This is a genomic window from Salinivibrio sp. SS3 (genome assembly GCF_001722105.1).
GTDB classification, from domain to species: domain Bacteria; phylum Pseudomonadota; class Gammaproteobacteria; order Enterobacterales; family Vibrionaceae; genus Salinivibrio; species Salinivibrio kushneri.
In genome coordinates this window covers 50,786-75,113 of the sequence record NZ_MEBQ01000018.1, presented here as the reverse complement: position 1 = coordinate 75,113, position 24,328 = coordinate 50,786, and the positions used below count along the sequence as shown (strand labels likewise).

Here is a 24,328-nt window from a genome sequence, read left to right as displayed (position 1 = left end):
GCTTATCTGAAACACAGTTTATCGCCTGTGACAGCGACTTCATCAGCGGAACATGCATTTTTCGATAAAAAGCTGAGTCTGCGATGAATCCATCAAGCGATAGCTGTATGCGGTGACATCCGTAAAAGAACCATAATTCCGAATGCTTTTAAGGCGTTACGCGGCAATTGGCGTAAGACGTAAACCAAAAGCACCCGTTTAGTGTGTTGACACGAGACCGTTAGTCAGTGTCAGAGCTCTCCGCCATCGGTAAAAACGGCGGACGCCAACTGCGTAATCCGGTGAGCCATAAAAACCGTTGCAGCTGGCCGATTAAAACTTGCCCGAGCGCACCCCTGATTTTCTCCAGCCGGGAGGCTGCACCATATCAGACTTGGGGTCAGGCAGCATTGACGACTGCTCTCGTCATCAACCGCTAATAACAACGATAAATAAATGAGAACAATCAGATGAAAAGAATGTTGATTAACGCAACTCAGAAAGAAGAGTTGCGCGTCGCATTGGTCGACGGTCAACGGCTATACGACCTCGATATCGAGAGTCCTGGCCATGAGTCAAAAAAAGCGAATATCTACAAAGGACGCATTACCCGTATCGAACCTAGCCTAGAAGCGGCATTTGTTGATTACGGCGCCGAAAGACACGGTTTTCTCCCTCTAAAAGAAATCGCTCGCGAATACTTCCCTTCCGGTTATACCTATCAAGGCCGCCCAAACATCAAAGATGTGGTGAAAGAAGGCCAGGAAGTGATTGTCCAAGTAGACAAAGAAGAGCGCGGCAATAAAGGGGCCGCCCTGACAACGTTTGTGTCGCTTGCGGGGAGCTATTTGGTATTAATGCCAAACAACCCACGTGCTGGCGGGATTTCTCGTCGCATTGAGGGAGAAGAGCGCAGCCAGCTTAAAGAAGCCATGTCTGGCCTCGAACTGCCGCAAGGGATGGGCTTGATTGTACGCACCGCAGGTGTGGGTAAATCGGCCGAAGAGCTTGAGTGGGACTTGAAAGTGCTGCTCAATCATTGGCAAGCGGTGAAAGAGGCAGCTAACGCCAACCCTGCGCCTTTCCTTATCCATCAAGAAAGTAACGTGATTGCCCGTGCGATCCGTGACTATTTGCGCCGTGATATCGGTGAGATCTTGATTGACAGTGAGAAGGTCTTCCAACGCGCGCAAGAGCACATCAAGCTGGTTCGTCCTGACTTTGTCAGCCGCATCAAGTTTTATGAAGGTGAAGTGCCGCTATTTAGCCACTATCAGATTGAAAGTCAGATCGAATCTGCCTTCCAACGCGAAGTGCGCTTACCCTCAGGTGGCTCGATTGTCATTGACCCAACCGAAGCCCTGACCTCAATCGATATCAACTCTGCCCGAGCCACCAAAGGCAGTGATATTGAAGAGACGGCGCGGCAAACCAACATCGAAGCAGCAGAAGAAATTGCCCGCCAATTGCGTCTGCGTGACTTAGGTGGCTTGGTCGTGATCGACTTCATCGATATGACGCCTGTCCGCCACCAACGCGAGGTGGAGAACAAATTGCGTGACTCTGTCCGCATGGACCGTGCACGGGTACAAATCGGCCGTATTTCACGCTTTGGTTTGCTGGAAATGTCACGTCAGCGCCTCAGCCCGTCATTGGCAGAAGCCAGTCATCATATTTGCCCGCGTTGTAAAGGCACCGGTGTGATTCGTGACAACGAGTCACTGTCATTGTCGATTCTTCGTCTGATGGAAGAAGAAGCAATGAAAGAAAATACGGCGCAAGTATTGGGTATCGTCCCGGTCCCCGTCGCTTCTTACCTGCTTAACGAAAAGCGCCGCTCGGTCCAGCACATTGAGAAATACCACAATGTCAAAGTGGTCGTGGTACCCAGTGCCGACATGCAGACGCCACACTTTGATGTGGTTCGCGTCCGCGGCGGTGAAGAAATGGCGAACCTGTCCTATCAGTTGCCTAGCCAGATTGATGCGCTCAAGGAAGTAGAAGCCCGCGAAGAGCCACAACAAGCGCGTCCAGCGAAAAAACGTGAAGAGCCTGTATTACAGGGATTTGCGGCGCCAAGCTCGCCAGCACCCAGTGCAACCAAAGCGGCTGCGCCAACCGATGAGCCAACAGCGACAACCCAGCCAGGCCTGTTCGCCAAAGTGAGTCAGTTCTTCTCGCGCTTGTTTGCCGCGCCCGCTGATGATGCAGCAACCGCTTCATCGTCACAGCCTGCCGCCCAACCTGAGCCAGCTCAGACAGAGCAAAGCCAGAAGCCATCACACAGCCAGCGCAATAAGTCACGTAGCCAAAACAAGCCACAAAACCGCGACGAGCAAAGTGATAGCAACAACGGTGAACGTGGACGGAATAACAAACAACGCCGCCAGAATAAGCCGCAAGAAGAACGTCGCGATAATAATCGTAAAGGGAAGAAAACCCGTAACGATAACCGCAACGACAAAGCGAAAAAGCCTGCGGCGCAGGAAGACGCTAAGGCAACCAAGCCACAGGCTGACAAAGCGGATAAAAGTAATAAGCAACCCGATCAAAAGACAGAGAAGACCGAACAGGTTAAACAACGCCGTCAACGTCGTAAGCTAAATCGCAGTGTCCGTATCAACAAAGACAATGCGGATAGCCAAGTGGCGGCCGAGGTAACACCTGACCAAGGTAAAGACTTGCAGCAAGTCGGGGCAGAAGTGGCGCAGCAAGCCAAACAGCAGCCTGATAATGCCAAGAAAGAAGGTCAGCAGGACAAGCGCCGTAACCGTCGCTCACCGCGCCACCTTCGCGCCAGTGGGCAGCGTCGTCGTCGCCGTCCAATGGTGAAAAGTCCAATGCCGCTGACTACCGGTATGGCGTCACCCGAAATGGCGATGGGCAAGGTGTGGTCGGCAGAGCAGCCGGTGAAAGTCAAACAAGACCGTCGCCGCCAAGACAAGCGCCAAAACAGTAAGGCTATCGTCAGTGGTGTTGCCCGTCCAGAAATGGCCATGGGTAAAGTCATTATCATGCAAGCTAAATCGGAGGAGACAGAGTCAGTGTCGACCCAACCGATGGCTTCGACAAGTGCCTCTGAACCAGCGCCACAACCGGCACAAAGCCAAGCAACACCGGTGGTCGATGCGATGCCAAATGTCGCGATGACAGACGCGCCAACGGCAACCCCTGAGCAAGACTCAGAGGTCGATTTGGTGACCGAGAAAGTGATTGAGCGCGAAGCGGAAATCAATGCCCCGACGGCAACGATTCAATACCGCCGAGCGACATCACCGATGATGAAAGCACCGGCACCGAACGAACCAGTTGATCACAGCCCGGTGGCCATCGCTACCTTTAAAGCGCCTAACCCAGCAGCGAAAGCAGCAGGTAGCGCCGAGGCACGTGCATCTGCCTACGCACCGGCGACCAAACCTCAGTACTAATTCCGTTTACCTTCGGAATGCTAAAGGCCTCGGCATCTGTCGAGGCCTTTTTATTTGACCGTTGTTCCATGCAATCACGTGGGCAAAACATACGCAATCTTGCAGCGATACACGGAAAAGTGCGTCGATCCACACGCTTCCATCGCGACTTCCTTGTCAAAGAAAAAAAACTCAGTAACGTCAGGCATAAGATGATTGTCGTGTCGTCACACGACTCCCAACTCTTTTCGCCAGAGATACAGACTCATCAGGGGCCAACATACCGGCCACGATATTGGCAAGTTGCTGTAGGGAAGATGCTGTTGCTTATGAAATCCTTGTTTACTGCTTACCCATTTAAACGCCTCCATCACACCTTGATGCTGGCCTTTCTGCTACTGAGTCTCCTCCCTCTCATCGTGGTCGCTTTGTTTTTTCTCAACGCCCATAGCCAAGATCTCCAAGAGCAAAGCACAGCACACCTTTTATCGGTTCGCGACAGTAAGCAACAGCAAGTCAACGATTATTTTGCTGCCAAAGAGGCGGAAGTCCTTGGGTTTGTCGCCTCGGAGCTAGCCTACGCCAGTGGTGGTCATTTTTATGGTTTGGTCAATGCGTTTCAGCGACTACGACCAAACATCGACGCGGCACGTGACTACGCGCAACGTCGCTATTATCTTGGGTCCGGTGAAAGGGTTAAAACGCCTGTGCCCAAGGACGATCCCCATTATTCCGCCACCGAGCGTTATCGGCTGCTCCATAAACGCTATCACCGCGCTTATCAAGCTTTGATCGCTCGCGCCGATTTTGACGACTTACTCTTGGTCGACAAGCAAGGCAACGTCACCTATTCGGTGAAAAAGCTGGGCAACTTTGGCACTAACTTACTCTCAGACCCGCATCGTAATGCACGATTAGGGCAGACGTTCGCGGCCCTGAAACAGCAAACGCAACAGACAAAAGGGAAGTTAGATCCGACCCCTAAGGTGATTATCTCGGACTTTTCCGCTGAAGAGACCGACGCCCCGGTGGCATGGCTTGGCGCCCCTATTATTCAGCAAGGGTATCTGCATAGCTACGCGCTGTTCCGGCTTCCTAACCATGCCCTTACTAAGCTGATGGCACCTAGAGAAACCAATGCGATTGAAACGCACCTCGTCGGCGATGATGGCAAGACTCGAGCGCATTTAACCAGCAAAAGTCAGCTGATCAGTAACACGCCTGCCGTAGAAAAAGCCATAGCCGGAGAAACGGGTGTCACCCGCTATCAAACCCAGTCAGGCCAAACCATGCTCGCCGCTTACACCCCCATTCGCACCCACGGCCTGAAATGGGGACTCGTGGCTGAAGTCCCCACGCAAGTCGCCTACGCACGTATCCACCAGCTACAACAGCTTTTTATCGTCGCCATGTTACTTGCGATTCTCGCGGTGGTGATTGCCTCGCACTATATGTCCAACTTTATTACTCGCCCACTGCTTCAGCTTACATGGGCGGCCGAAAAAGTCAGTGCGGGTGACCTTGATACCCAAATCCACCACACGCGTCGTCGTGATGAAATCGGGCGTTTGGCGATTAGCTTTGCCCGTATGCGCCATGCCATTCGCGAAAAACTAGACTTAATCCGCCAGCAGAATCAGACCTTAGAAGCTAACATCACCACCATACGTGCTCAGAATGAAGAGCTGCATGTCGCCAACAAGCTGAAAGATGAATTCTTGGCCACCACCTCTCATGAACTTCGCACTCCATTACACGGCATGATAGGGATTGCCGAAGCACTGATTGACGGTGCGAACGGTCCGATTAGTCGCGACCATCAGTATCAACTGTCGATTATCGTCAACAGCGGCCAGCGCTTGGCCAAGCTGGTCGATGACCTCTTGGACTACCACAAAATGCGCTATGGGCAATTAGACTTGGAGCAAGGCCCTGTCAACCTCAATGCCATCACTCAGCTTGTGCTGTCACTCGCCAAGCACCTTAAAAAAGATAAGCCGCTAAACATCATTAATCAGCTCAGCGACACGCCAATCTGGGTACACGCAGATCCCCAACGCCTTGAGCAAGTTATGTACAATTTACTGGGAAATGCGATTAAGTTCACCGATGCGGGTAAGATTGTTATTAGCGCCGACACCTTGGACGATCGCGTTCGCATCCAAGTGGTTGACACGGGTAAAGGGATCCCCGCAGAACAGTTAAGTACCGTTTTTGAGCCGCTCGCACAAGCAGTAAGTAGCCACTATCATTATCAACACGGCGCAGGTCTTGGTCTCTCCATCAGTCGTCAACTTGTCGAGCTGATGGGCGGCCAGCTTTACGTCAGCAGCCAGCCACAAGTGGGCACCACCTTTAGCTTCACCCTTCCGCGTGTCGATGAGCCCCCGGTGTTGAGCACCGATCTTACCGCCTTCTCTACCCAGCACATTCATCAAGATGACACGAGAGAGGCGCTCGATCACGCCGCCTCGGAAGCCGTTGAACAAAGTAGTAAGAACAACGGGTTACATATTTTAGTCGTCGATGATGAGCCCACCAATCAACAAGTACTCACCAGCTTTCTAAATATTGAAGGCTATCAGGTCAATACAGCAAGCGATGGGCGCACAGCGATTGATCATATCACCACCACAAAGCCAGATCTCATCTTACTCGACGTGCTCATGCCCGGCATGAGTGGATTCGAGGTCTGCGAGCAGCTGCGAGAGCGCTTTGACCATGCTGCCCTTCCGATTATCATGCTGACCGCCTTAAATCAGCCTGATGATCGCATCTATGGCTTTGAGGTCGGCGCAAATGATTATCTCTGTAAGCCCTTTGACAAAAGAGAGCTTGCCGCACGGATAGCCACACATCTTGCCGCCAGCCAAGCGGAACAACGCCGCCAAGAAAACCAACGCCTCGAGCAGGCACTTGAACAAAGTGCCCGCCAACAAGCCAGCCTACTTGAAACCCAGTCTTGGTTGATTTCACAGCTCTCTCTCGCCCCTGAAGCCATGTTAGGTATGCGAAGAGATGGCCAGGTTCGCTTTGTTAACCAAGCGGCAGCCTCCTTATTTGGGCGTGAACAGGACGAGGTAAAACGGATGCACGGTCAAGCCTTAGTGAAAGCGCCCGAGCAGGCCAATCATATGGAGCGCTATCAAGGCCCACTGACCATTTATATTGAAGGACAACCCCAAGACGTTGACGGTATGCTGCTGCGTTTTCCAGCCGAGTCTGACATTGATAGCCTGTATGTCATCAACACAGACGCGCCCGTGTCTCAGTCTCGTATACAGAGTCTAGAAAGCGCCATCGAAGCCTTATCTGGCTACGCATTAGGCGGAGACTCGCGCCAACTTGAAACGCTTAAAGCGATGGGCGGGGAATTTGAAGCCCTTGCGGAAAAAGCGCAACACCAACAGCAAGATAAAACCAACACACGTAGACAGCTAATTGTTGATGCCATGGTAGCCAGCTTAGATTACTGGGAAGAAGCCACAGGCAAAAGCAAATTCGATTTTGCCGAGCAAAGTGGTCTCTGGCGCGTCTACCTTGATCGTAGTAGCTTACAAACCCGCACACTGGATAAGTACCTGCTCATCGAAACCCTGCCAAAAACTCCGCGGTGGCGCACGGTGCTGAGCTCCATTCGCTTTATCCTCGATCATTGCGATAAACGCAGTCCGACCCGCACTCAGCTGGAGTCCTATTACCAACAACTTCGCCAGCTACTGCTAGACGACTAGCAACACACCCACCACTGCAATAAAGTGCCTTCCCTTTTGGGGACAGGCACTTTTACCCTTACTAGGACAGGCACCTTAGTCATTAGGTGCCTGTCCCCGATATCTCTAATCTATCACTGTCACCAATAAAGTGTCTGTCCTCACTATCATATTTCCTTATTCCAATTGGGACAGACACTTTTAACCCCCTATCAGGACAGGCGCATCGAAATAAGTGAGCAAACCTCGGAGCAAATCCCGGTGACTGTCCCATTGGGGGGTTATTGGCGGATCTCAGACGTGCGTCTACTGACACTAATGGACACTAATATGCCTGTCCTCTGACTGACGAACTAAAATCGCTCATTAATAATCTTTGCGAACCAACCTTATTTCAATCGCAATACTTCTTAGCAAAAATCCCCTTTTATGTCGGATATAACTCAGAAATGCGCGACTTGTCACAACAAAACAACCGATGATTTTTCTTGGTGAAAAATAAGAGCGTTTTGGTGTGTGACATGTATCACCCAAAAGAAAAATAACCATAACCTAATGATTTTAATGCCATTAAAATTCCACCCAAGGTCGTTACCGGTAGTGAGTCGTGATCATCTTTTGAGCGTAACTACCTTTGGGGCTGTTTTTTTTAACAAAAATAACGTCAACGTCGTGCTTTTTTACGGTTTTAACGATTATTCACATTGCAGCCTTCGCTTAACTTGGGCTTAGTGAGGGTGTTTGCTGGCCTAGTACAACAAGTATCCCTTGGGTCATCCCATCCATAATCACAACGTAAGGGTCGGCAACACAGTAAGCTTGAGCTCGTGAAGGTTGTTAGCAACGAGTTCATCACTATCCATCACGTGAACTGAAAGCAACAGTAAGGAATGGCTATGTTTTCGAGTAACATTAGAATTGCCAGCAAGACCCTACTTGCCTCTGCAATTATCGGTGCGCTGAGCGCAAGTGCTGGCGTCAGTGCCGCCGAGCGCAGTGAGCTCACTATCCACCCGAAAGAATTCAATACTTTTGTCCGTAACTTTAACCCTTTCCTCGGCGCTACCTATCTGCACACCACTACTGACTTTATCTATGAGCCTTTAGTGGTGTTTAACGAAATGAAAGGCAACCAGCCTGTCTTTCGTCTCGCGAGCGGCTATGAAATGGCGGATGATCTGAAAAGTGTCACCTTCACCCTTCGTAAAGGCGTGAAATGGTCAGACGGTGAAGCCTATACCGCTGATGATGTGGTGTATTCGTTTGATTTAGTCAAAAACCACCCTGAATTGGATCAATCTGGCATTAACCAATGGGTTGATGATGTGAAAAAGGTCGACGACTATACCGTCCGCTTTGAGCTCACTGAGGCAAACTCCAATGTACCCTACGAAATTGTGAAAGTACCTGTGGTACCCGAGCATGTCTGGAAAAATGTTGAAGAGCCTGCCTCTTACACCAATGAAAATCCGGTAGGCTCTGGTCCCTTCACCACTATCGATACCTTCACCTCTCAGCTCTATATTCAATGTCGTAACCCGTATTATTGGGATAACGACAACCTCGATGTTGACTGTCTGCGCGTACCACAAATTGCCAATAACGACCAGTTTTTGAGCAAGGTGATCAACAGCGAAATGGACTGGACCTCATCGTTTATTCCTGACATTGATCGCACCTATGCCGCGGCCAATCCAAACCATCACTATTGGTATCCTGCCGCCGGCACCCAAGCTTTTATGGTCAATTTTAATGACCCTGATCCTGCCAAGCGTGAAGCGCTGACGAATGTCGACTTCCGTCGCGCATTTTCGATGGCGCTAGACCGTCAAACCATCATTGATATCGCCTTTTATGGTGGTGGTACGGTGAACGACTTTGCGTCTGGCTTAGGTTATGCCTTTGAGTCTTGGTCCGACGAAGCGGTGCATGAGAAATATCGTCAATATAATACATACGATCTAGACGGCGCCGAAGCACTGCTCGCCAAAGCCGGTTTTAAAGATCAAGACGGCGATGGCTTTGTTGAAACCCCGTCAGGCAAATCGTTTGAGCTCGAGATCCAATCCCCTAATGGCTGGACCGACTTCAACAACACCGTTCAGCTTGCGGTTGAGCAACTTGCCGAGGCCGGTATCAAAGCCAAGGCACGTACCCCAGACTTCTCAGTATACCGCCAAGCCATGCTCGAAGCCGATTACGACGTTGCTTACACCAACTACTTCCATGGTGCTGACCCTTATACCTATTGGAATAGCGCGTATAACTCCAACCTACAGGAAGGGGATGGCATGCCGCGGTTCGCGATGCATTACTACCAAAATGCCGAGCTCGACAAGCTGTTAGACAGCTTCTACAAAACCGCGGATAAAGCTGAGCAGCTAGAAATTGCCCACCAAATCCAAGCGATTATCGCCAAGGATCAGGTCACCATTCCGGTGCTTTCTGGCGCACAAATGTATCAATACAACACAACCCGCTTCACCGGTTGGTGGAACGAAGACAATCCGAAAGGTCGCCCCTCTATCTGGGCCGGCATTCCTGAGCGTCTTCTTCATGTGCTGGACCTTAAGCCCGTTCAGTAACCAATATCGGGCGCCTTGCGCGCCCGCTTTTCCTCGATGTTCACACCACGAACATCACCACTTCGCTGCGTAAGGTGTGGGTTATGGGTTATTTTTTCCGACGGCTAACTTTTTACATGATTGCCCTTTTAGTGGCAGCAACACTTAATTTTATTATTCCTCGAGCCATGCCCGGTGATCCTGTCACCATGATGTTTGCCAACGCCTCGGTGCAAGTCACCCCAGAGCGGATTGAGGCAATGAAACAACTACTGGGCTTCGTCGATGGCCCACTCTATATGCAGTATTTCACCTACATGAAAAACGTGCTGAGCTGGGATTTAGGCACCTCTATCCAATTTTATCCGTTGTCGGTAAACGAGCTGCTGGGCAAAGCCTTTGGTTGGTCGCTGTTTCTCGCCGGCAGTGCGGTGCTGCTGTCCTTCTCGCTGGGCTCGATTTTGGGGATTTTTGCCGCTTGGAAGCGCGGCGGAAAATACGATGCTGTGATCACCCCAGGAATGCTGATTATCCAAGCGGTGCCTCAAGTGGTTATCGCCATGTTGGCGCTGTTTATTTTCGCCATTGGGCTGAAATGGTTTCCAACCGGATACGCCTACACGCCGGGTGTTACTCCCGACTGGACCAGCTGGACCTTTATTAAAGATGTGGCCTATCACGCCGTACTCCCGCTTTTTTGTGCCTCCATCATTCAAGTAGGCGGCTTTTTGGTCAACATGCGTAACAACATGATTAACCTGCTTGCGGAAGACTACATCACCATGGCCCGCGGCAAAGGGTTAAGCGAAAACCGCGTGGTGTTTAACTATGCGGCGCGGAACGCGCTCTTACCCAGTGTCACCGCGCTATCAATGTCGCTAGGTATTGCCATCGGGGGCCAACTGATTGTGGAAATCATTTTTAACTATCCCGGCCTTGGCTCAGTGCTATTGAATGCGATCAACGCGCGTGACTATCAAGTCCTACAAGGCCAGCTGCTGATTATGACCTTGTTTATGCTCTCGTTTAACTTAATTGCTGACATGCTGTACGTGGTGCTTGACCCACGCCTGCGAACAGGAGGGAAAGAATCATGAAAGATCTCCTCACGCTTATCGTGCGCAACAAAATCGCGCGCGCGGGCTCCATTATTGTCGGCTTATTTATCTTAATGGCGATATTCGCCCCATTGCTAAGCCAGCATGCACCTGATAAACGCACCGGTAACCCACATGAATACCCAAGCTTTGTGGTTAAAGCCGCACAAGCCAACCCAGACGGCTGGGTCGCCACGCACTTAGCCGATCACCGCCGTACCTTATTGATGTCAAAAGACGCTGAACATGTCCTTGGCACTACCCGTATGGGCCGTGATGTCTGGTCGCAGTTGGTACATGGCGCCCGAGTTTCGTTAGCGGTGGGTTTTGGGGCAGGGATCACCGTGTGTGTGCTCGCCACTTTAATTGGCATTACCGCTGGCTATTTAGGCGGTTGGGTTGACGATGTGCTCACCGCCGCGATGAACATTATGTTGGTGATCCCGCAATACCCGCTCTTGTTCGTGCTCGCCGCGTTTATCGGTGAAGCCGGACCGCTGACGATCGCCATCATTATTGGCTGTACCTCCTGGGCGTGGGGCGCACGGGTGGTTCGCTCGCAAACCCTTGCCCTGCGCGAAAAAGAGTTCGTGAAAGCCGCCGAAGTGCTGGGTGAATCGCGCTTTCGTATCACCTTTGTCGAGATCTTGCCTAACCTCGTGCCCATTGTTGGTGCCAGCTTTATTGGCTCGGTGATGTATGCCATTGCCATGGAGTCCATTATCTCTTTCTTGGGCCTTGGCGATCCCAACACCATCAGCTGGGGGATCATGCTCTACAACGTACAAACCTCGTCATCCATGCTGATCGGCGCTTGGTGGGAGCTACTCGCGCCTTGTATTGCGCTGACCTTACTGGTTACAGGGCTTGCCTTGCTCAACTTCGCGGTGGATGAAATTGCCAACCCGCAATTACGTGCGCAAAAAGGGATGAAGCGCTGGAAAAAACTCAGCCAACAAGAAAAGAAAGCCCGCGACGAGAATCCCGTTGCCGAACACATGCTGATCAGTGGAGATAAATCATGAGTCGCACCCCACTTATCTCAATCCGTGACCTGTGCGTGGACTACATTACCGATGCCGGTGATGTCCGAGCCTGCGATCACGTCAATTTTGACATTGCCCCCGGTGAAGTATTCGGCCTGGCTGGCGAATCGGGATGCGGTAAATCCACCGTTGCCTTTTCGCTGATGCGTCTACACAAGCCACCTGCATTTATCACCGGCGGAGAAGTCATCTTTAACAGCGAGAATATCCTCGATTACAGCGACGCTCGGATGCGCGACTTTCGCTGGCGGGAGATGTCGATGGTGTTTCAAAGCGCCATGAATGCCCTCAACCCAGTGCTGACGCTCGAAGAGCAGTTTTGCGATGTGCTGATGCGCCACACCAACCTGACCCGTAAACAAGCAGTAAAACGGGCCCAGGGCTTGCTGGAAATTGTCGATATTCACCCCAGCCGTCTGACCGATTATCCGCACCAGTTTTCGGGCGGGATGCGTCAGCGCTTAGTGATAGCTATTGCGCTGGCCTTGAACCCGAAAATGATCATCATGGACGAACCCACCACCGCATTAGACGTGGTGGTACAGCGTGAGATCTTGCAAAAAATCTATGCGTTAAAAGAAGAGTTTGGCTTTTCGATTCTGTTTATCACCCATGATTTATCGCTCATGGTCGAGTTCTCCGACCGGATTGGGATCATGTATTCCGGCGAGCTGATTGAGGTCGCGCCGTCCAAACAAGTACTCACCAATCCGTATCACCCCTACACCGAAGGGCTGGGCAGCTCATTTCCCTCACTCACCGGGCCGAAGCGCCAACTGGTGGGTATTCCAGGTAATCCGCTCAACTTACTCGAAATCCCGACCGGCTGCCGCTTTCAAGCACGTTGCGCGCAAGTGCATGAACAGTGTCGAACCACCCAAACCGTGCTACGCCAAATCGAACCGGGCCGGTATTCCAACTGCCATCTATACGGCGAGCCCATCGCCCAACAAAAAGTCTAATAACGCGCCAATGTGAGGAAGTCAGTGATGAGTACAGGTTTTGGAGAATTGCTAGTTGAAGGGAAAAACGTGGTGAAAGATTTCCCCATCAACAGCCACGCCCTTAAACAACCCATGATGCGAGCGATCAATGAGGTATCGTTCAAAATGTACAAAGGCCGTGGGCTTGCCGTGGTGGGGGAATCAGGCTCGGGCAAATCCACCACCGCGAAAATGATCGCAAAAATGTACGCCCCGACCGACGGCTGCATTGAATATCGGGGCCGCGATATTACCACCATTAAAAAACGTGATGAGCTAATGCGCTATCGCGAAGGCCTGCAAATGGTCTGGCAAGACCCTTTTGGCTCGCTCAATCCCACGCATAATGTATTTCACCATATTGCGCGCCCGTTATTGATCCACAAAAAAGTCGCCAAGCGCGACAAAGCCCAATTGAAAGAACGGGTATTCGAACTGCTCGAGCAAGTAGGCCTCACTCCGGCCAAAGAAACGGCGGAAAAATTTCCCCATCAGCTGTCGGGCGGTCAACGTCAGAGGATAAACCTGGCGCGTAACATCGCCGTGGGTGCGGAAGTGGTACTCGCCGACGAGCCTACCTCGATGCTGGATGTGTCGATTCGTGCCGGTGTGCTTAACCTCATGGAAGAGATGAAAGTGGAGAAGCAAATGTCGCTGCTCTACATCACCCATGATATCGCCACCGCGCGCTACATTGCCGAAGACTTGGCAGTGATGTACGTCGGCCATATGGTTGAATGGGGCGACACTGAAGAGATTATTCATCGCCCTCAGCACCCTTACACCCAGTTATTGGTCTCAGCCGTACCCGACCCGAGCAAATCCATTCACGAAGAGTTAAAGGGCAACAAGGGTGAGATCCCACTGTGGACACCAGATTCCGTCGGCTGCCCTTTTTCCGGCCGCTGCCCGCATGCCACCGCTAAATGCACCGAGCAGCTACCCGGCGTGACCAAACTCGCCGACAACCACTACGTGCGCTGCTATTTGTACGAGCAATAGCGACCAATAAGGATACCATCATGCAAGTGCTGACCAATCACATTGGCTACTCGTTACACGGTGACAAATACGCGGTGATCGTCAGTGACAGCGACCGCCTCACCGGCACCCCCGTGGCACTGATTTCTCTGCCCCCCCTTAAGGGGACAGGCACATTTAACACTGCCGATAAAACTGCCTCCTCTTCTGGTGGGGACAGACACTTTAACGATGCCGCAGAAGATGCAAAAAAAAGTACCGGGACAGACACTTTTGTTCGTGGGACAGACACAGTATCACTCGATAACGTGGTGGCGCAGTTTGAGTTACACCAAGGCACACAGTTAAGCAACTGGCGGATGGGCACGGCTTATACGCTCGATTTTTCTGCCTTTGCACATCGCGGACGCTATCAACTCGTGCTATTAACAGACACACCGCTATATTCCCATCCGTTTGAGATCACGGATAATTGCCTGTTTCACACCACGTTTTCCGATCTGCTCCATTACTTTAAATCGCAGCGGTGTAGCGGTATCTATGAACACGCGGATCAGCGCGCCAAGGTATTTGGCTCTGATGAACGCGTGGATGTGTCCGGTGGGTGGTACGATGCCTCTGGCGATGTGAGCAAATACCTGAGCCACCTTTCCTATGCCAATTACTTCAATCCGCAACAAATCCCGCTTTTAGCTTGGGGGCTGGCCGATCTTGCCAGCCAGTTTAGCTCGGACACGCTCCCCGCATTTATGCGCACGCGCTTAGCCGATGAAGCGAAACACGGCGCCGATTTTCTTCTTCGTATCCAACACCCTAGTGGTTTCTTTTACATGACGGTGTTTGATCAATGGTCGAAAGACCCGGAGCGCCGCACCCTTTGCGCTTACGCGACGCAAGATGGAATGATGAGTGAGGCTTACCAAGCCGGTTTTCGGCAAGGCGGCGGCATGGCGATTGCTGCCCTTGCCGCCGCAAGCCGAGCCCCTCTTTGCGCGGAGCCTAACCACCAAGCACGCTATTTAGACGCCGCCATTCGCGGCTACTGGCATTTAGTTGAACATAACCATCATTACCTTGATAACGGTGAACCCAACATTATTGACGAAACCTGCGCCCTTCTCGCCGCATGCGAGTTACATCACGCCACTCAATCTACCGAGGAGCAACCTACCGGGGATAGTCACGCTTATTTAACGGGACAGGCACCTTTAGGTTCAGGGGACAGACACATTAGTGCGAACGGTGACTGTCCCTTCTTGAGCGAGGCTCGAGGCTGGATGCAAAAGCTGGTCGCACGGCAACGCAGTGATGAAACTTGCCAGTATTATTGGTCAGCAAATGCTGATGGGAGCCGCCCCTTTTACCATGCCGCTGATGCGGGTCTACCCGGGTTGGCATTAACTCGCTATCTCGATGTGGAAACCGACCCCAGCCATCAGGCTATCGCACAAACAGCCCTGGAACGCGCCTGCCAATTTGAGCTCAACCTAACACAAACCGCCGATAATCCATTCGCGTATCCGCGTCAGTACGTCAAACCCGTCGATGGCGTCAAACAGGTGCGTCATTTTATTCCTCACCACAATGAAACCGGCTATTGGTGGCAAGGCGAGAATGCACGCCTGGGTTCACTGGCGACCTTTGCGTGTCATGCCACGCGCCATATTCGTGACGATGCGCTGAATACTGCCCTCCACACCTTTAGCCAACGGGCGCTTAATTGGATCCTCGGTTTAAACCCATTTGATATCTGTATGCTCGATGGACATGGCCACAACAACCCAGATTACCTACCGCACTTGGGGTTTTTTAATGCCAAAGGGGGGATCTGCAATGGCATTACCGCAGGGATGGAGGATGAAACACAGGTTGCATTCAACCCCGCACCATATTGCGATGATATGGCGCAAAACTGGCGATGGGGCGAGCAGTGGTTGCCACATGCAAGCTGGTTTATGCTCGCCATCAGTGCGCAAACACTGATTGGCAACGGCCACTCGAACAAGGAGAACGCGTGATGACTTACCGCCTCGATCTTAGTGTGATCAACGAGTATCCCAATGACACCCCGCCGCGCAGCCGAATGGGGTTAACCTTACATAATCTCACCGACCGTTCGTTGGAAGCGCTGTCCATTGCGGTACTGTTTGATCGCTTCATCGACCCCAATACCCTTTCACAAGGCAGTATTGAGCAAGTTGGCAGCTATTGCGTCATTACACCGGCGCATCAAACTCTCGATGCCAATCAGAGCTTATACATCGAGTTTGATGCCCACACGCCGCCATTGCGGTTCCTTTGTGCGGGCTTTAAAGATGCACTGCTCTATGCCAATGGCGAGCAATATTCAGTGATGCTCACTCCCATTAACTTGGCACACACTCATACCACACGATCAACGATTCCAGATGTTCATCCCGCAGAGCACGCCATTATTCCGGTGCCCAAATCAGTGCGCCACCAGCCAGGGTACTTTACGCTTTCACCCACAACACCGTTAATCGCGGTGGATTCACAGGCCCTTCCCGCCGCGCAGTGGCTAAGCAACGAATGGGTTCGCATGTATCCGCAAGCTGATATTGCACTCGACCCACGCCACCAAGATGCGGTCACTGGCGATCATGCCATTATCTTACGGCCGTTACCCGACTCTGCACTTCGAGATATCACAAACCGTGATGAGGCCTATCAGCTCACCGTCACCGACCAAGGCGTGGTGATCCAAGCCTGTGCTGAACGCGGGTTTATTCACGGCTGCGCATCGCTATTACAGCTTTGCCAAGAGCAAGATACACAGCTTCGAATACCGGCAATAAAAATCAGCGATGCACCACGCTTTGCTTACCGAGGGATGATGCTCGATTGCGCGCGCCATTTTCATTCGGTGGACACGGTAAAGCGACTGATTAACCAGTTAGCCTATTTTAAATTCAATACCTTTCACTGGCATTTAACCGACGATGAAGGCTGGCGACTGGAGATTAAAGCTCTGCCTGAATTGACGCGCTATGGGAGTCAACGCGGTCCCAATACCCGCATTGCCCCGCAGTTCAGTCACATTGCAGAACGTCACGAAGGTTATTATCGCCAAGAAGACGTGCGTGACGTGATTGAATACGCCGCGGCCCGTGGTATTACCGTCATTCCAGAAATTGATATTCCCGGCCACTGTCGCGCAGCCATCAAAGCACTGCCTGATTGGCTACACGATGCCGACGATGGCTCTACTTACCGCAGCGTACAGCACTACACCGATAACGTATTATCGCCAGCCCTCGATGGCACCTACCGGTTTTTAGATACGGTATTAAGTGAAGTCGCCGAGCTTTTCCCCGCCTCATGGGTTCATATTGGTGCCGATGAAGTCCCTGACGGGGTATGGACGGATAGCCCAATTTATCGGGACAGACGCATGAACGGAGAAACGACCGCTTCCCTACAGGGACAGATACTAACCTATGCTGAGCAAAAGCTTCGCGCCTTGGGCAAACGTATGGTTGGCTGGGAAGAAGTGCAGCACGGCGATAAAGTGAGCAAGAATACCGTGATCTATTCATGGCAAAGCGAAGACGCCGCACTGCATTGTGCGCAGCATGGTTTTGATGTGATTTTAACCCCCGGTCAGGCGACCTATCTCGATATGGTGCAAGATTATGCTGCCACCGAGCCTGGCCTCGACTGGGCGGGCGTCACGCCATTAGAAAAAGCCTACCAATATGAGCCGCTGGCAAGCCTCGCCAGCGACGACCTAGCCCGTGAGCATATGCTAGGCGTACAAGGTGCACTTTGGAGTGAGCTGATCACCAATCAGGACAGGCTCGATTACATGGTATTTCCAAGGCTTACCGCCATTGCGGAAGCGGCTTGGAGCCACAGTGAGCGCCGTGACTGGCTCGATTATCTGGCCAGACTCAAAGCGCAATTACCGCGTTTAGACAAGCTCGGTATTCAATACCGTTCCCCTTGGGCATCGAACAAGTAGGCCGAATTCGCCCACCTGGCAGCGCCTCCTGCGCTGCCAGCTCTTTGCGCTCGCATCCCATCTGTTTATAATGCCCAGCCATTGTTGTCAGTCTGAGAGTGTTTCCGGCATGCTACGCCAAGAAATTAATACCCTACTCACCCCTATTCATGGTTTTCTGCACTGTCAAACCCCCGACAGTTGGATTGAAGCGGCCATCCAGCCTGACAATCAATCGATTCTTTTGCGCGATCACGCAAACTGCGAATTAAAAGCCAGCCAAACCGCGATGTGGCTGATCCGTAAATATGCGGTTGACGCGGCGAGTGGCGAGCAACTGCTAGCATGGGCCAAACCCTATGAGGACTTTGTCTATCGCGGCGTTCGCGATGGGATCTTCCACGCGCGCAAAAACGGTCTCAGTGCACCTTTAACCCCTAAAGTGGGTTTTGCCCACGGCCAGGCCTTGATTGATAAAATGGTCCGATTAATCAAAGAAGAGTTTCATCATTTTGAGCAAGTGATTGAAATCATGGACGCACGCGGCATTCGTTATCAACCGTTAGAAGCAGGCCGCTACGCCAAAGGATTAATGCGCGCGGCACGTACTCACGAACCGGCAACCTTGGTCGATAAACTGATCATTGGCGCCTACATTGAAGCACGTTCCTGCGAGCGCTTTGCTAAAGTCGCCCCGCACCTCGACGATGAACTGCAAAAGTTCTACATCTCGCTACTGCGCTCGGAAGCACGCCATTATCAAGATTACCTGACGCTTGCAGAAACCATCGCCGGCAAAGACATTCGCGACCGCATCCAAACCATCGGCGAGCGCGAAGCCGAGTTGATCCAAGCGCCCGACAGCCAATTCCGCTTTCATAGCGGCGTTCCTGCCTAACTTCTCTTTACAGGGACAGGCACTTTTAATTTCCATAATTTCTTGCGAGGACAGGCACCGCTACGCATATCCCTAATCGGTTTCCTTTCCAATGATTTCCTGTGGCGACAGACACCTTTACGCATGTCCCTACTGAGTTTCCTTTCCAAGGACTTTCCAAGGACAGGCACTTTTAGTTATCGCCGGAGACAAACATCCTTTGGTGACTGTCCTGGTAGCTTCCCGTTGTTTATTGCTCTATAGCCCGCCTGTCCCCGTTATTTTATTTATTGGGACAGACGCTTTTAGTAACTAACTAATCTCACAGTTACAGTATTTCTTGCACTGTCACGAAAACCCGATCTAGAAAAGATGAAGGCTGTTCATTTATACAGTAATCTCTACTCGTACCTAGATGCTAAGAGGGACCGACGATGACCAAAGCTCGCGCATCGCAAATAAATTTGGCTGCCACACCCTATTATCATTGCGTCTCACGCTGTGTACGCCGCTCGTATTTGTGCGGCTATGATGCTCAGTCGCAAAAAAGTTATGAGCATCGTCGCGCATGGATAGAAACGCGTTTACTCGCATTAGCCAAAGCGTTCTGTATCGATATTTGTGCTTATGCCATTATGAGCAATCACTATCACGTTGTTTTGCATATCAACGCAAACGCGGCTCAGTCTTTGACCAGCATCGAGGTTATTGAGCGCTGGCTAGCCTTTCATCAAGCGCCTGCGCTTATCCAACGTTTTCATCAGGGTGAATCGCTCTCTCACTCAGAGCGAAAAGCGTGTTTTCGCATCATTGAGAGCTGGCGCGAACGTTTAATGTCTGTCAGCTGGTTTATGAAGCTGCTCAATCAATATATTTCGACGCAAGCGAACCGGGAGGATAAATGCTCAGGGCACTTTTGGGAGGGACGCTTTAAAAGCCAAGCTTTATTAGATGAAAAAGCTCTCGCTGCGGCGATGGCCTATGTCGATTTGAACCCAGTGCGAGCAGGTATTACCAAACAGCCTGCGCATGCCAATTACACATCGATTAAAAAGCGCGTTGAATCACTCAAGCAAAATAAAGCGACACCAGCCGGCTTACTTCCCTTCGTTGGCAACCCAAGAAAGTCGATGCCCGACGGTATTCCTTTTCGCCTTATGGATTATTTAGCTCTGGTAGAATGGACGTGCTATCAGGGTCAGAACGCCAATTCACTCCCGAGACCACACCTACTCACACAGCTGAACATCTCGCGTGAAACCTGGTTAAGTACATGCTCTCACTTAGAAGGCGGGAATATCGTAGGTTCACTATCGAGTGTTCAGGGGGTATTGCCGACACTCGGTCTACAGCGCATGACCGGCATCATGCTCTAGAGTCGGTCCGGCTTGTCGTTAAGTGCATCCCAATAACGTAAACACCAAATAAGCTCGCTAAGGCCTCATCCAATCCAATAAGCCAGCATCATTATCAGTACAAACAACACACCCATCGCTTTTAAGAGCGGCTTTAGCCCTTTTGCTCCACCTTCCGGGGATTGATTACAGCATCCCATATTATCTCCTGACCGTTTTTCCAGAAGAATAAGCCTTCCAGTAACAGGAAGGTAAAGAGACATTCAGGTTTGATTTTAGATCTTGTTGGGACAGGCACATTAGTAATGCTGATAATTGTCCCAGATAGCACGGTTCAATCGATACCAGACATATCAGACGTACCGTGTCTGTCCCAACAAAAGACAGTCGTGTTTCAGAGTGATTTTTTGTACGCTTAAACAATTAATTAATCTCAACCTAGGCCAAGAACATGGAACTTCCACCTTCTGCGCAAGCGCTCCTTGAGGCTATCCAGCACAACATGCCCATTGCCGACATCAGCCGAGAACAACACCAGCTAATAAACGGTTCACCAGAGTCGTTTATTGCCGCGCTACCGATTGGTCTATCACTATCAAAGACATTCGACGAACGCCAAGAGGAGCTTTTTGTCGATTACTTTTCACAAATGGCCAATGACCTACGTATTTACTCGCGTAGTAATGACGTCTCTGAAACCATCAATATCGCGAATGAAATCCTCACTAACGCGCTTGAGCTAGACGATGCTCAAATTAACTTGGTGCTTACCAGAGAAATCATCAGATGCATGAAACACCATAAGCTGCATGTCGACGATGCGATCATTATGAAAGTGCGTGAGCGCAGTCAGCAGCCGATCACTGAGCAACAAGAACAATTGGCACAAGACCCTGAAAAGGTTACCGAGCATCTCATCGCCGATCTCAATAAATTCGGCGTAGACACTGGGCTTGCTTTTTGTCAGTTTGTGGGCGGTGAGCTTATCTTTTTCACCGAACAGGAAGTTCAAGGGCTTCTCACGATGATAAGCCATCAACCTTGGTCAATTGATGCGCTTTTGCTTTTGAGCCTCAATGCCGATCCTAAGATCGCCAACACCGCAGCGAGTGTACTCAGTAGCCTTCCAGCAAAAAGATGGGAGTCCCTTGGTCAGCGTCAATACCTAACCCTGATCCAGCGCTTTGGTCACGATAGCGTAAAAAATCACCTACCAGCGTGGCAAAAATCAGCCATGCAATACGGCAAACAAACCGAAAAACATCAGGTGACTGAGCTTTGTCTGTCCTATCCAGACGGCAACCACGCCATACTATTTAATGGGCTACTCATCAACCCAACAACTAAACATGCGCATGTTTTCGGGGGCGTCTTTCGCTTAGGTTTCGGTTTAGTGGATAGCTACTTTGATGCCAATCCCGTCGACACCGTGCAATATAAAAAAATGACCGCAGAAATGGACAGCACAGTTGAAGCTATTCAATGCGACCCTGGTATCTTGCGACACATACTTTGTTGGGCCCTAGACGAACAGCATGAGGCCTTCGAGCCTGACACGCTACATATGCTTGCGCTTTTCCCGTCACAATGGACCGAGCCGCAACCGTTCTCATTAGATAACCTTGCCTCCACGTGCAATTTCCCAGGTGAACATCCGGATGTGATAGCACGAGGACATCTATCCAGCAAACTGTTAGTCAATATCCCATTGATAGAGACATGGACGATCGCTGAATCGATCGACCCAGCCCTGGAGACCATACGCAAAGTCCGGAACCGCTATTATCTCGAACACCCTGAACCCTATATCAAAGCACTCGCGTTGAGTGGGCTGATCACGCATTACAGCAAACAAGAAATCACACCGTTCTCACCGAGCAACCTATTTATATTTGCCGCAGCGTATGCGTTGCAAGCACCTGATCGCATGAGAAAAACCTTTCCGCTTTTCGACCAGCTCACAGAGCTGAGTATACAACAGCAAGCGGAGTATCACCCGATGGCGCACGGCCCGCAGGAAATAGAACGTCCCCAAGGCATCGTACTGCACATTGAGCTCGATAATAGCCGTCCCAAAATATGGCGCCGTTTTACCATTTCAAACGCCTTACCTTTTATCGCGCTACACGATTGCATTCAGGCTATTATGGGTTGGGAACACCAACACCTTGCCATGTTCATCACACCCTTTGGTCATATTGACCTTGACGATGAATCCGATACCCAAGCGGCGTATTTACCCATTGGGGCAGTACTGCGAGAGCCCGGAGACACCATCGCATATGTGTATGATTTTGGCGATGACTGGCGCCACACCATCACCCTTGAGAAACTGAATACCCGCAATTGCACGCAGCCTAAAGTCACGGCAGGTAATGGCGCCTGCCCACCCGAAGACTGCGGCGGTATAGACAGATACAAAGACCTACTCAAACTCTCAAGACGCGCTCCACTCAACGACGATGAGCGAGAGATCCTGGACCTCTTTAACATGCAGGACTGGGACGCAAAACACTTTGATAAGAACGAAGTGAATCAGAGATTAAAAGAAGAAGTACCACCTATTTTCGACTAGGTAGATCGTGGGACAGGGTAGATCGTGGGACAGACACTTTAGATACTTTAGTGTCTGTCCCAATAAGCTCTCGCCAATTAGCGACTAAAGTGCCTGTCCCTCCAATGGTCCCTCCAATGCTCCTCATACCCACTAATACACTGTACTCAGAAATCTTGACTCTGTATCCTAGTGGCTATAAACATCTATCAAGGACAATGACGATGTGGTATCTCATTTATTCGCAAGACGTCGAGAACAGCCTACCGCTACGCAAGCAAGCGCGTGACGCACACCTTGAGCGCTTACACCAACTGGAAAAAGAAAACCGCTTGATGATTGCAGGACCAAACCCTGCCATTGATAGCGACGAGCCGGGCGACGCTGGGTTTACGGGGTCAACCGTTATTGCTTGGTTTGAGTCATTATCAGCCGCCCAAGCCTGGGCTGACAAAGACCCTTATGTGGCCGCTGGCGTCTATGCAGATGTCACCGTTAAACCTTTCAAAAAAGTGCTTCCGCAGGATCCAGCCTAATGCGATATGTAAAAATACTGACGATGGCCTGCCTGGGGCTAGTACTCAGTGCATGTAGCAGCACCCAGCATGATCAGGCCGCAGAGGCAGCAAGCCAACGTGCCGACATGATTGCACAGTTACTGCCGATGGATATTGAAGGCTACTCACTGGTTCGCGCTCGTGCGCAGGACGCCATCATCGAGCTGACGCTTCTAGAGAAGAATGCCAAAAAAGCACCGGGGCAGCTCTTTTCCGGCCTAAAGCGTCGTTATTGCGAGGATAACGATATCCGCAGTATGTTAGACAGTGGTATCAGCTATACCATTTTGGTTCGAGATACCCGTGGTCGACAAATCCTCAATAACGCCATTACTTCACCAAGCTGTGCTAGCTAATTAAGTGCCAAGGCTGCTCCCACTCCACCGGTAAGGTTGGCCACAATTCGCCTTGGCTCGGGGGCAGCACATAGCTGTAGTGCTTGGCTGGCTGATCATCAGCAAAACGACACGTAAATTGCAGCCCATAAGCGTGTAAGTAGCCACGATCGGCAGGCTCACCGCCATAGTAATCATCACCGATGAGCGGTGATCCAATGCTTTTCATCGCTACGCGAATTTGGTGGGTTTTGCCTGTGTAAGGGCGACAGAGAAAAAGCCGTTTCCCCTCACCACCAGCAATAGAGGTAAAACGCGTTCTCGCCGGGTTATCTTTGCTGGCTAACAATTTCCAGCTACCTCGCCGCCCTTTGGCCATATCCCCAACGATCAGTCCCTGCTTCTTACGCGGCTTTTTCGCACTTAATGCCAAATATAATTTTTCTATCTCGCGCGAAGCAAACAGCCCTGAGAGGACAGACGCCGCATGAGAAGAGGTTGCCAGCAGCAGCAAGCCCGATGTCATCTTGTCTAACCGATGCACAAGGTAGACTTTCTCAACCCCAATATGCGACGCCACCGCCGTTAGAAGTGCCGCGTGATCGGCTTCTTTTTGCACGCTAACGCCGTGGTACTTATTGATCACCACAAAGTGTTGGTTTTGGTCGACAATTGAAAACATAACGAGGCGATTTACCGGTTGGCCATTGAGGACAGGCATCATAACGACTTCCCCCTCAGCCCGCTAGAGCAATCATAAAAGTGCCTGTCCCCGGTAGCTACTCGGTAGCTACCCTAGCTTAAAGTGCCTGTCCCCGGTAACTCCTCGTTAGTTACTCGTTAGTTTTGTCCTCGTTAGTTTACTCCGGTAGCTGATACCCGGTAGCTGAGATAGCTGTTAGTTTAAAGTGTCTGTCCC

15 protein-coding genes are annotated in these 24,328 nt (G+C 51.1%); 14 read left to right on the top strand and 1 reads right to left on the bottom strand.

Going from position 1 to position 24,328, the window contains the following annotated elements; translation table 11 throughout:
* Positions 1-458: 458 nt before the first annotated feature.
* The 14 genes from rne (at position 459) to gspS2 (ending at position 23,430) form a co-directional block, all read left to right on the top strand.
* Positions 459-3,407, top strand: a complete 2,949-nt coding sequence (rne, locus tag BGL48_RS08190) for a ribonuclease E (protein ID WP_069362208.1) — start codon at positions 459-461, stop codon at positions 3,405-3,407.
* 308 nt (positions 3,408-3,715) lie between these two features.
* Positions 3,716-7,120, top strand: coding sequence for a hybrid sensor histidine kinase/response regulator (locus BGL48_RS08185; RefSeq protein WP_069362259.1), 3,405 nt, complete (start codon positions 3,716-3,718; stop codon positions 7,118-7,120).
* Positions 7,121-7,995: 875 nt separating this feature from the next.
* On the top strand, positions 7,996-9,684 hold the full coding sequence (locus BGL48_RS08180) for an ABC transporter substrate-binding protein (RefSeq protein WP_069362207.1): 1,689 nt from the start codon (positions 7,996-7,998) through the stop codon (positions 9,682-9,684).
* A gap of 83 nt (positions 9,685-9,767) precedes the next feature.
* Positions 9,768-10,760: an ABC transporter permease gene (locus BGL48_RS08175; RefSeq protein ID WP_069362206.1), complete on the top strand. Its 993-nt coding sequence runs from the start codon at positions 9,768-9,770 to the stop codon at positions 10,758-10,760.
* Positions 10,757-11,785 (top strand): ABC transporter permease, encoded by a 1,029-nt coding sequence (locus BGL48_RS08170; protein WP_069362205.1) that lies wholly within the window; start codon positions 10,757-10,759, stop codon positions 11,783-11,785. Before BGL48_RS08175 ends, BGL48_RS08170 begins: the two co-directional genes overlap by 4 nt.
* Positions 11,782-12,768: an ABC transporter ATP-binding protein gene (locus BGL48_RS08165; RefSeq protein ID WP_069362204.1), complete on the top strand. Its 987-nt coding sequence runs from the start codon at positions 11,782-11,784 to the stop codon at positions 12,766-12,768. Before BGL48_RS08170 ends, BGL48_RS08165 begins: the two co-directional genes overlap by 4 nt.
* Positions 12,769-12,795: 27 nt before the next feature.
* Complete coding sequence (locus tag BGL48_RS08160; protein WP_069362203.1) at positions 12,796-13,791, top strand: ABC transporter ATP-binding protein; 996 nt, start codon at positions 12,796-12,798, stop codon at positions 13,789-13,791.
* A 20-nt stretch (positions 13,792-13,811) separates the two neighbouring features.
* On the top strand, positions 13,812-15,788 hold the full coding sequence (locus tag BGL48_RS08155; protein WP_069362202.1) for a glycoside hydrolase family 9 protein: 1,977 nt from the start codon (positions 13,812-13,814) through the stop codon (positions 15,786-15,788).
* Complete coding sequence (locus BGL48_RS08150; RefSeq protein ID WP_069362201.1) at positions 15,788-17,752, top strand: beta-N-acetylhexosaminidase; 1,965 nt, start codon at positions 15,788-15,790, stop codon at positions 17,750-17,752. The genes BGL48_RS08155 and BGL48_RS08150 overlap by 1 nt, the downstream gene beginning before the upstream one ends.
* Before the next feature lie 109 nt (positions 17,753-17,861).
* Positions 17,862-18,629, top strand: a complete 768-nt coding sequence (gene miaE / locus BGL48_RS08145; RefSeq protein ID WP_069362200.1) for a tRNA isopentenyl-2-thiomethyl-A-37 hydroxylase MiaE — start codon at positions 17,862-17,864, stop codon at positions 18,627-18,629.
* 413 nt (positions 18,630-19,042) lie between these two features.
* Complete coding sequence (locus tag BGL48_RS08140; RefSeq protein WP_069362199.1) at positions 19,043-19,984, top strand: transposase; 942 nt, start codon at positions 19,043-19,045, stop codon at positions 19,982-19,984.
* Positions 19,985-20,414: 430 nt separating this feature from the next.
* On the top strand, positions 20,415-22,538 hold the full coding sequence (locus BGL48_RS08135; RefSeq protein WP_069362198.1) for a plasmid pRiA4b ORF-3 family protein: 2,124 nt from the start codon (positions 20,415-20,417) through the stop codon (positions 22,536-22,538).
* Between the two features lie 203 nt (positions 22,539-22,741).
* Positions 22,742-23,053, top strand: a complete 312-nt coding sequence (locus tag BGL48_RS08130; protein WP_069362197.1) for a YciI family protein — start codon at positions 22,742-22,744, stop codon at positions 23,051-23,053.
* Positions 23,053-23,430, top strand: coding sequence for a type II secretion system pilot lipoprotein GspS-beta (gene gspS2, locus BGL48_RS08125; protein WP_069362196.1), 378 nt, complete (start codon positions 23,053-23,055; stop codon positions 23,428-23,430). The genes BGL48_RS08130 and gspS2 overlap by 1 nt, the downstream gene beginning before the upstream one ends.
* On the opposite strand, the gene BGL48_RS08120 is transcribed toward gspS2, so the two are convergent.
* Positions 23,423-24,091, bottom strand: a complete 669-nt coding sequence (locus tag BGL48_RS08120) for a TIGR01621 family pseudouridine synthase (RefSeq protein WP_069362258.1) — start codon at positions 24,089-24,091, stop codon at positions 23,423-23,425. The genes gspS2 and BGL48_RS08120 overlap by 8 nt on opposite strands.
* Positions 24,092-24,328: the final 237 nt, after the last annotated feature.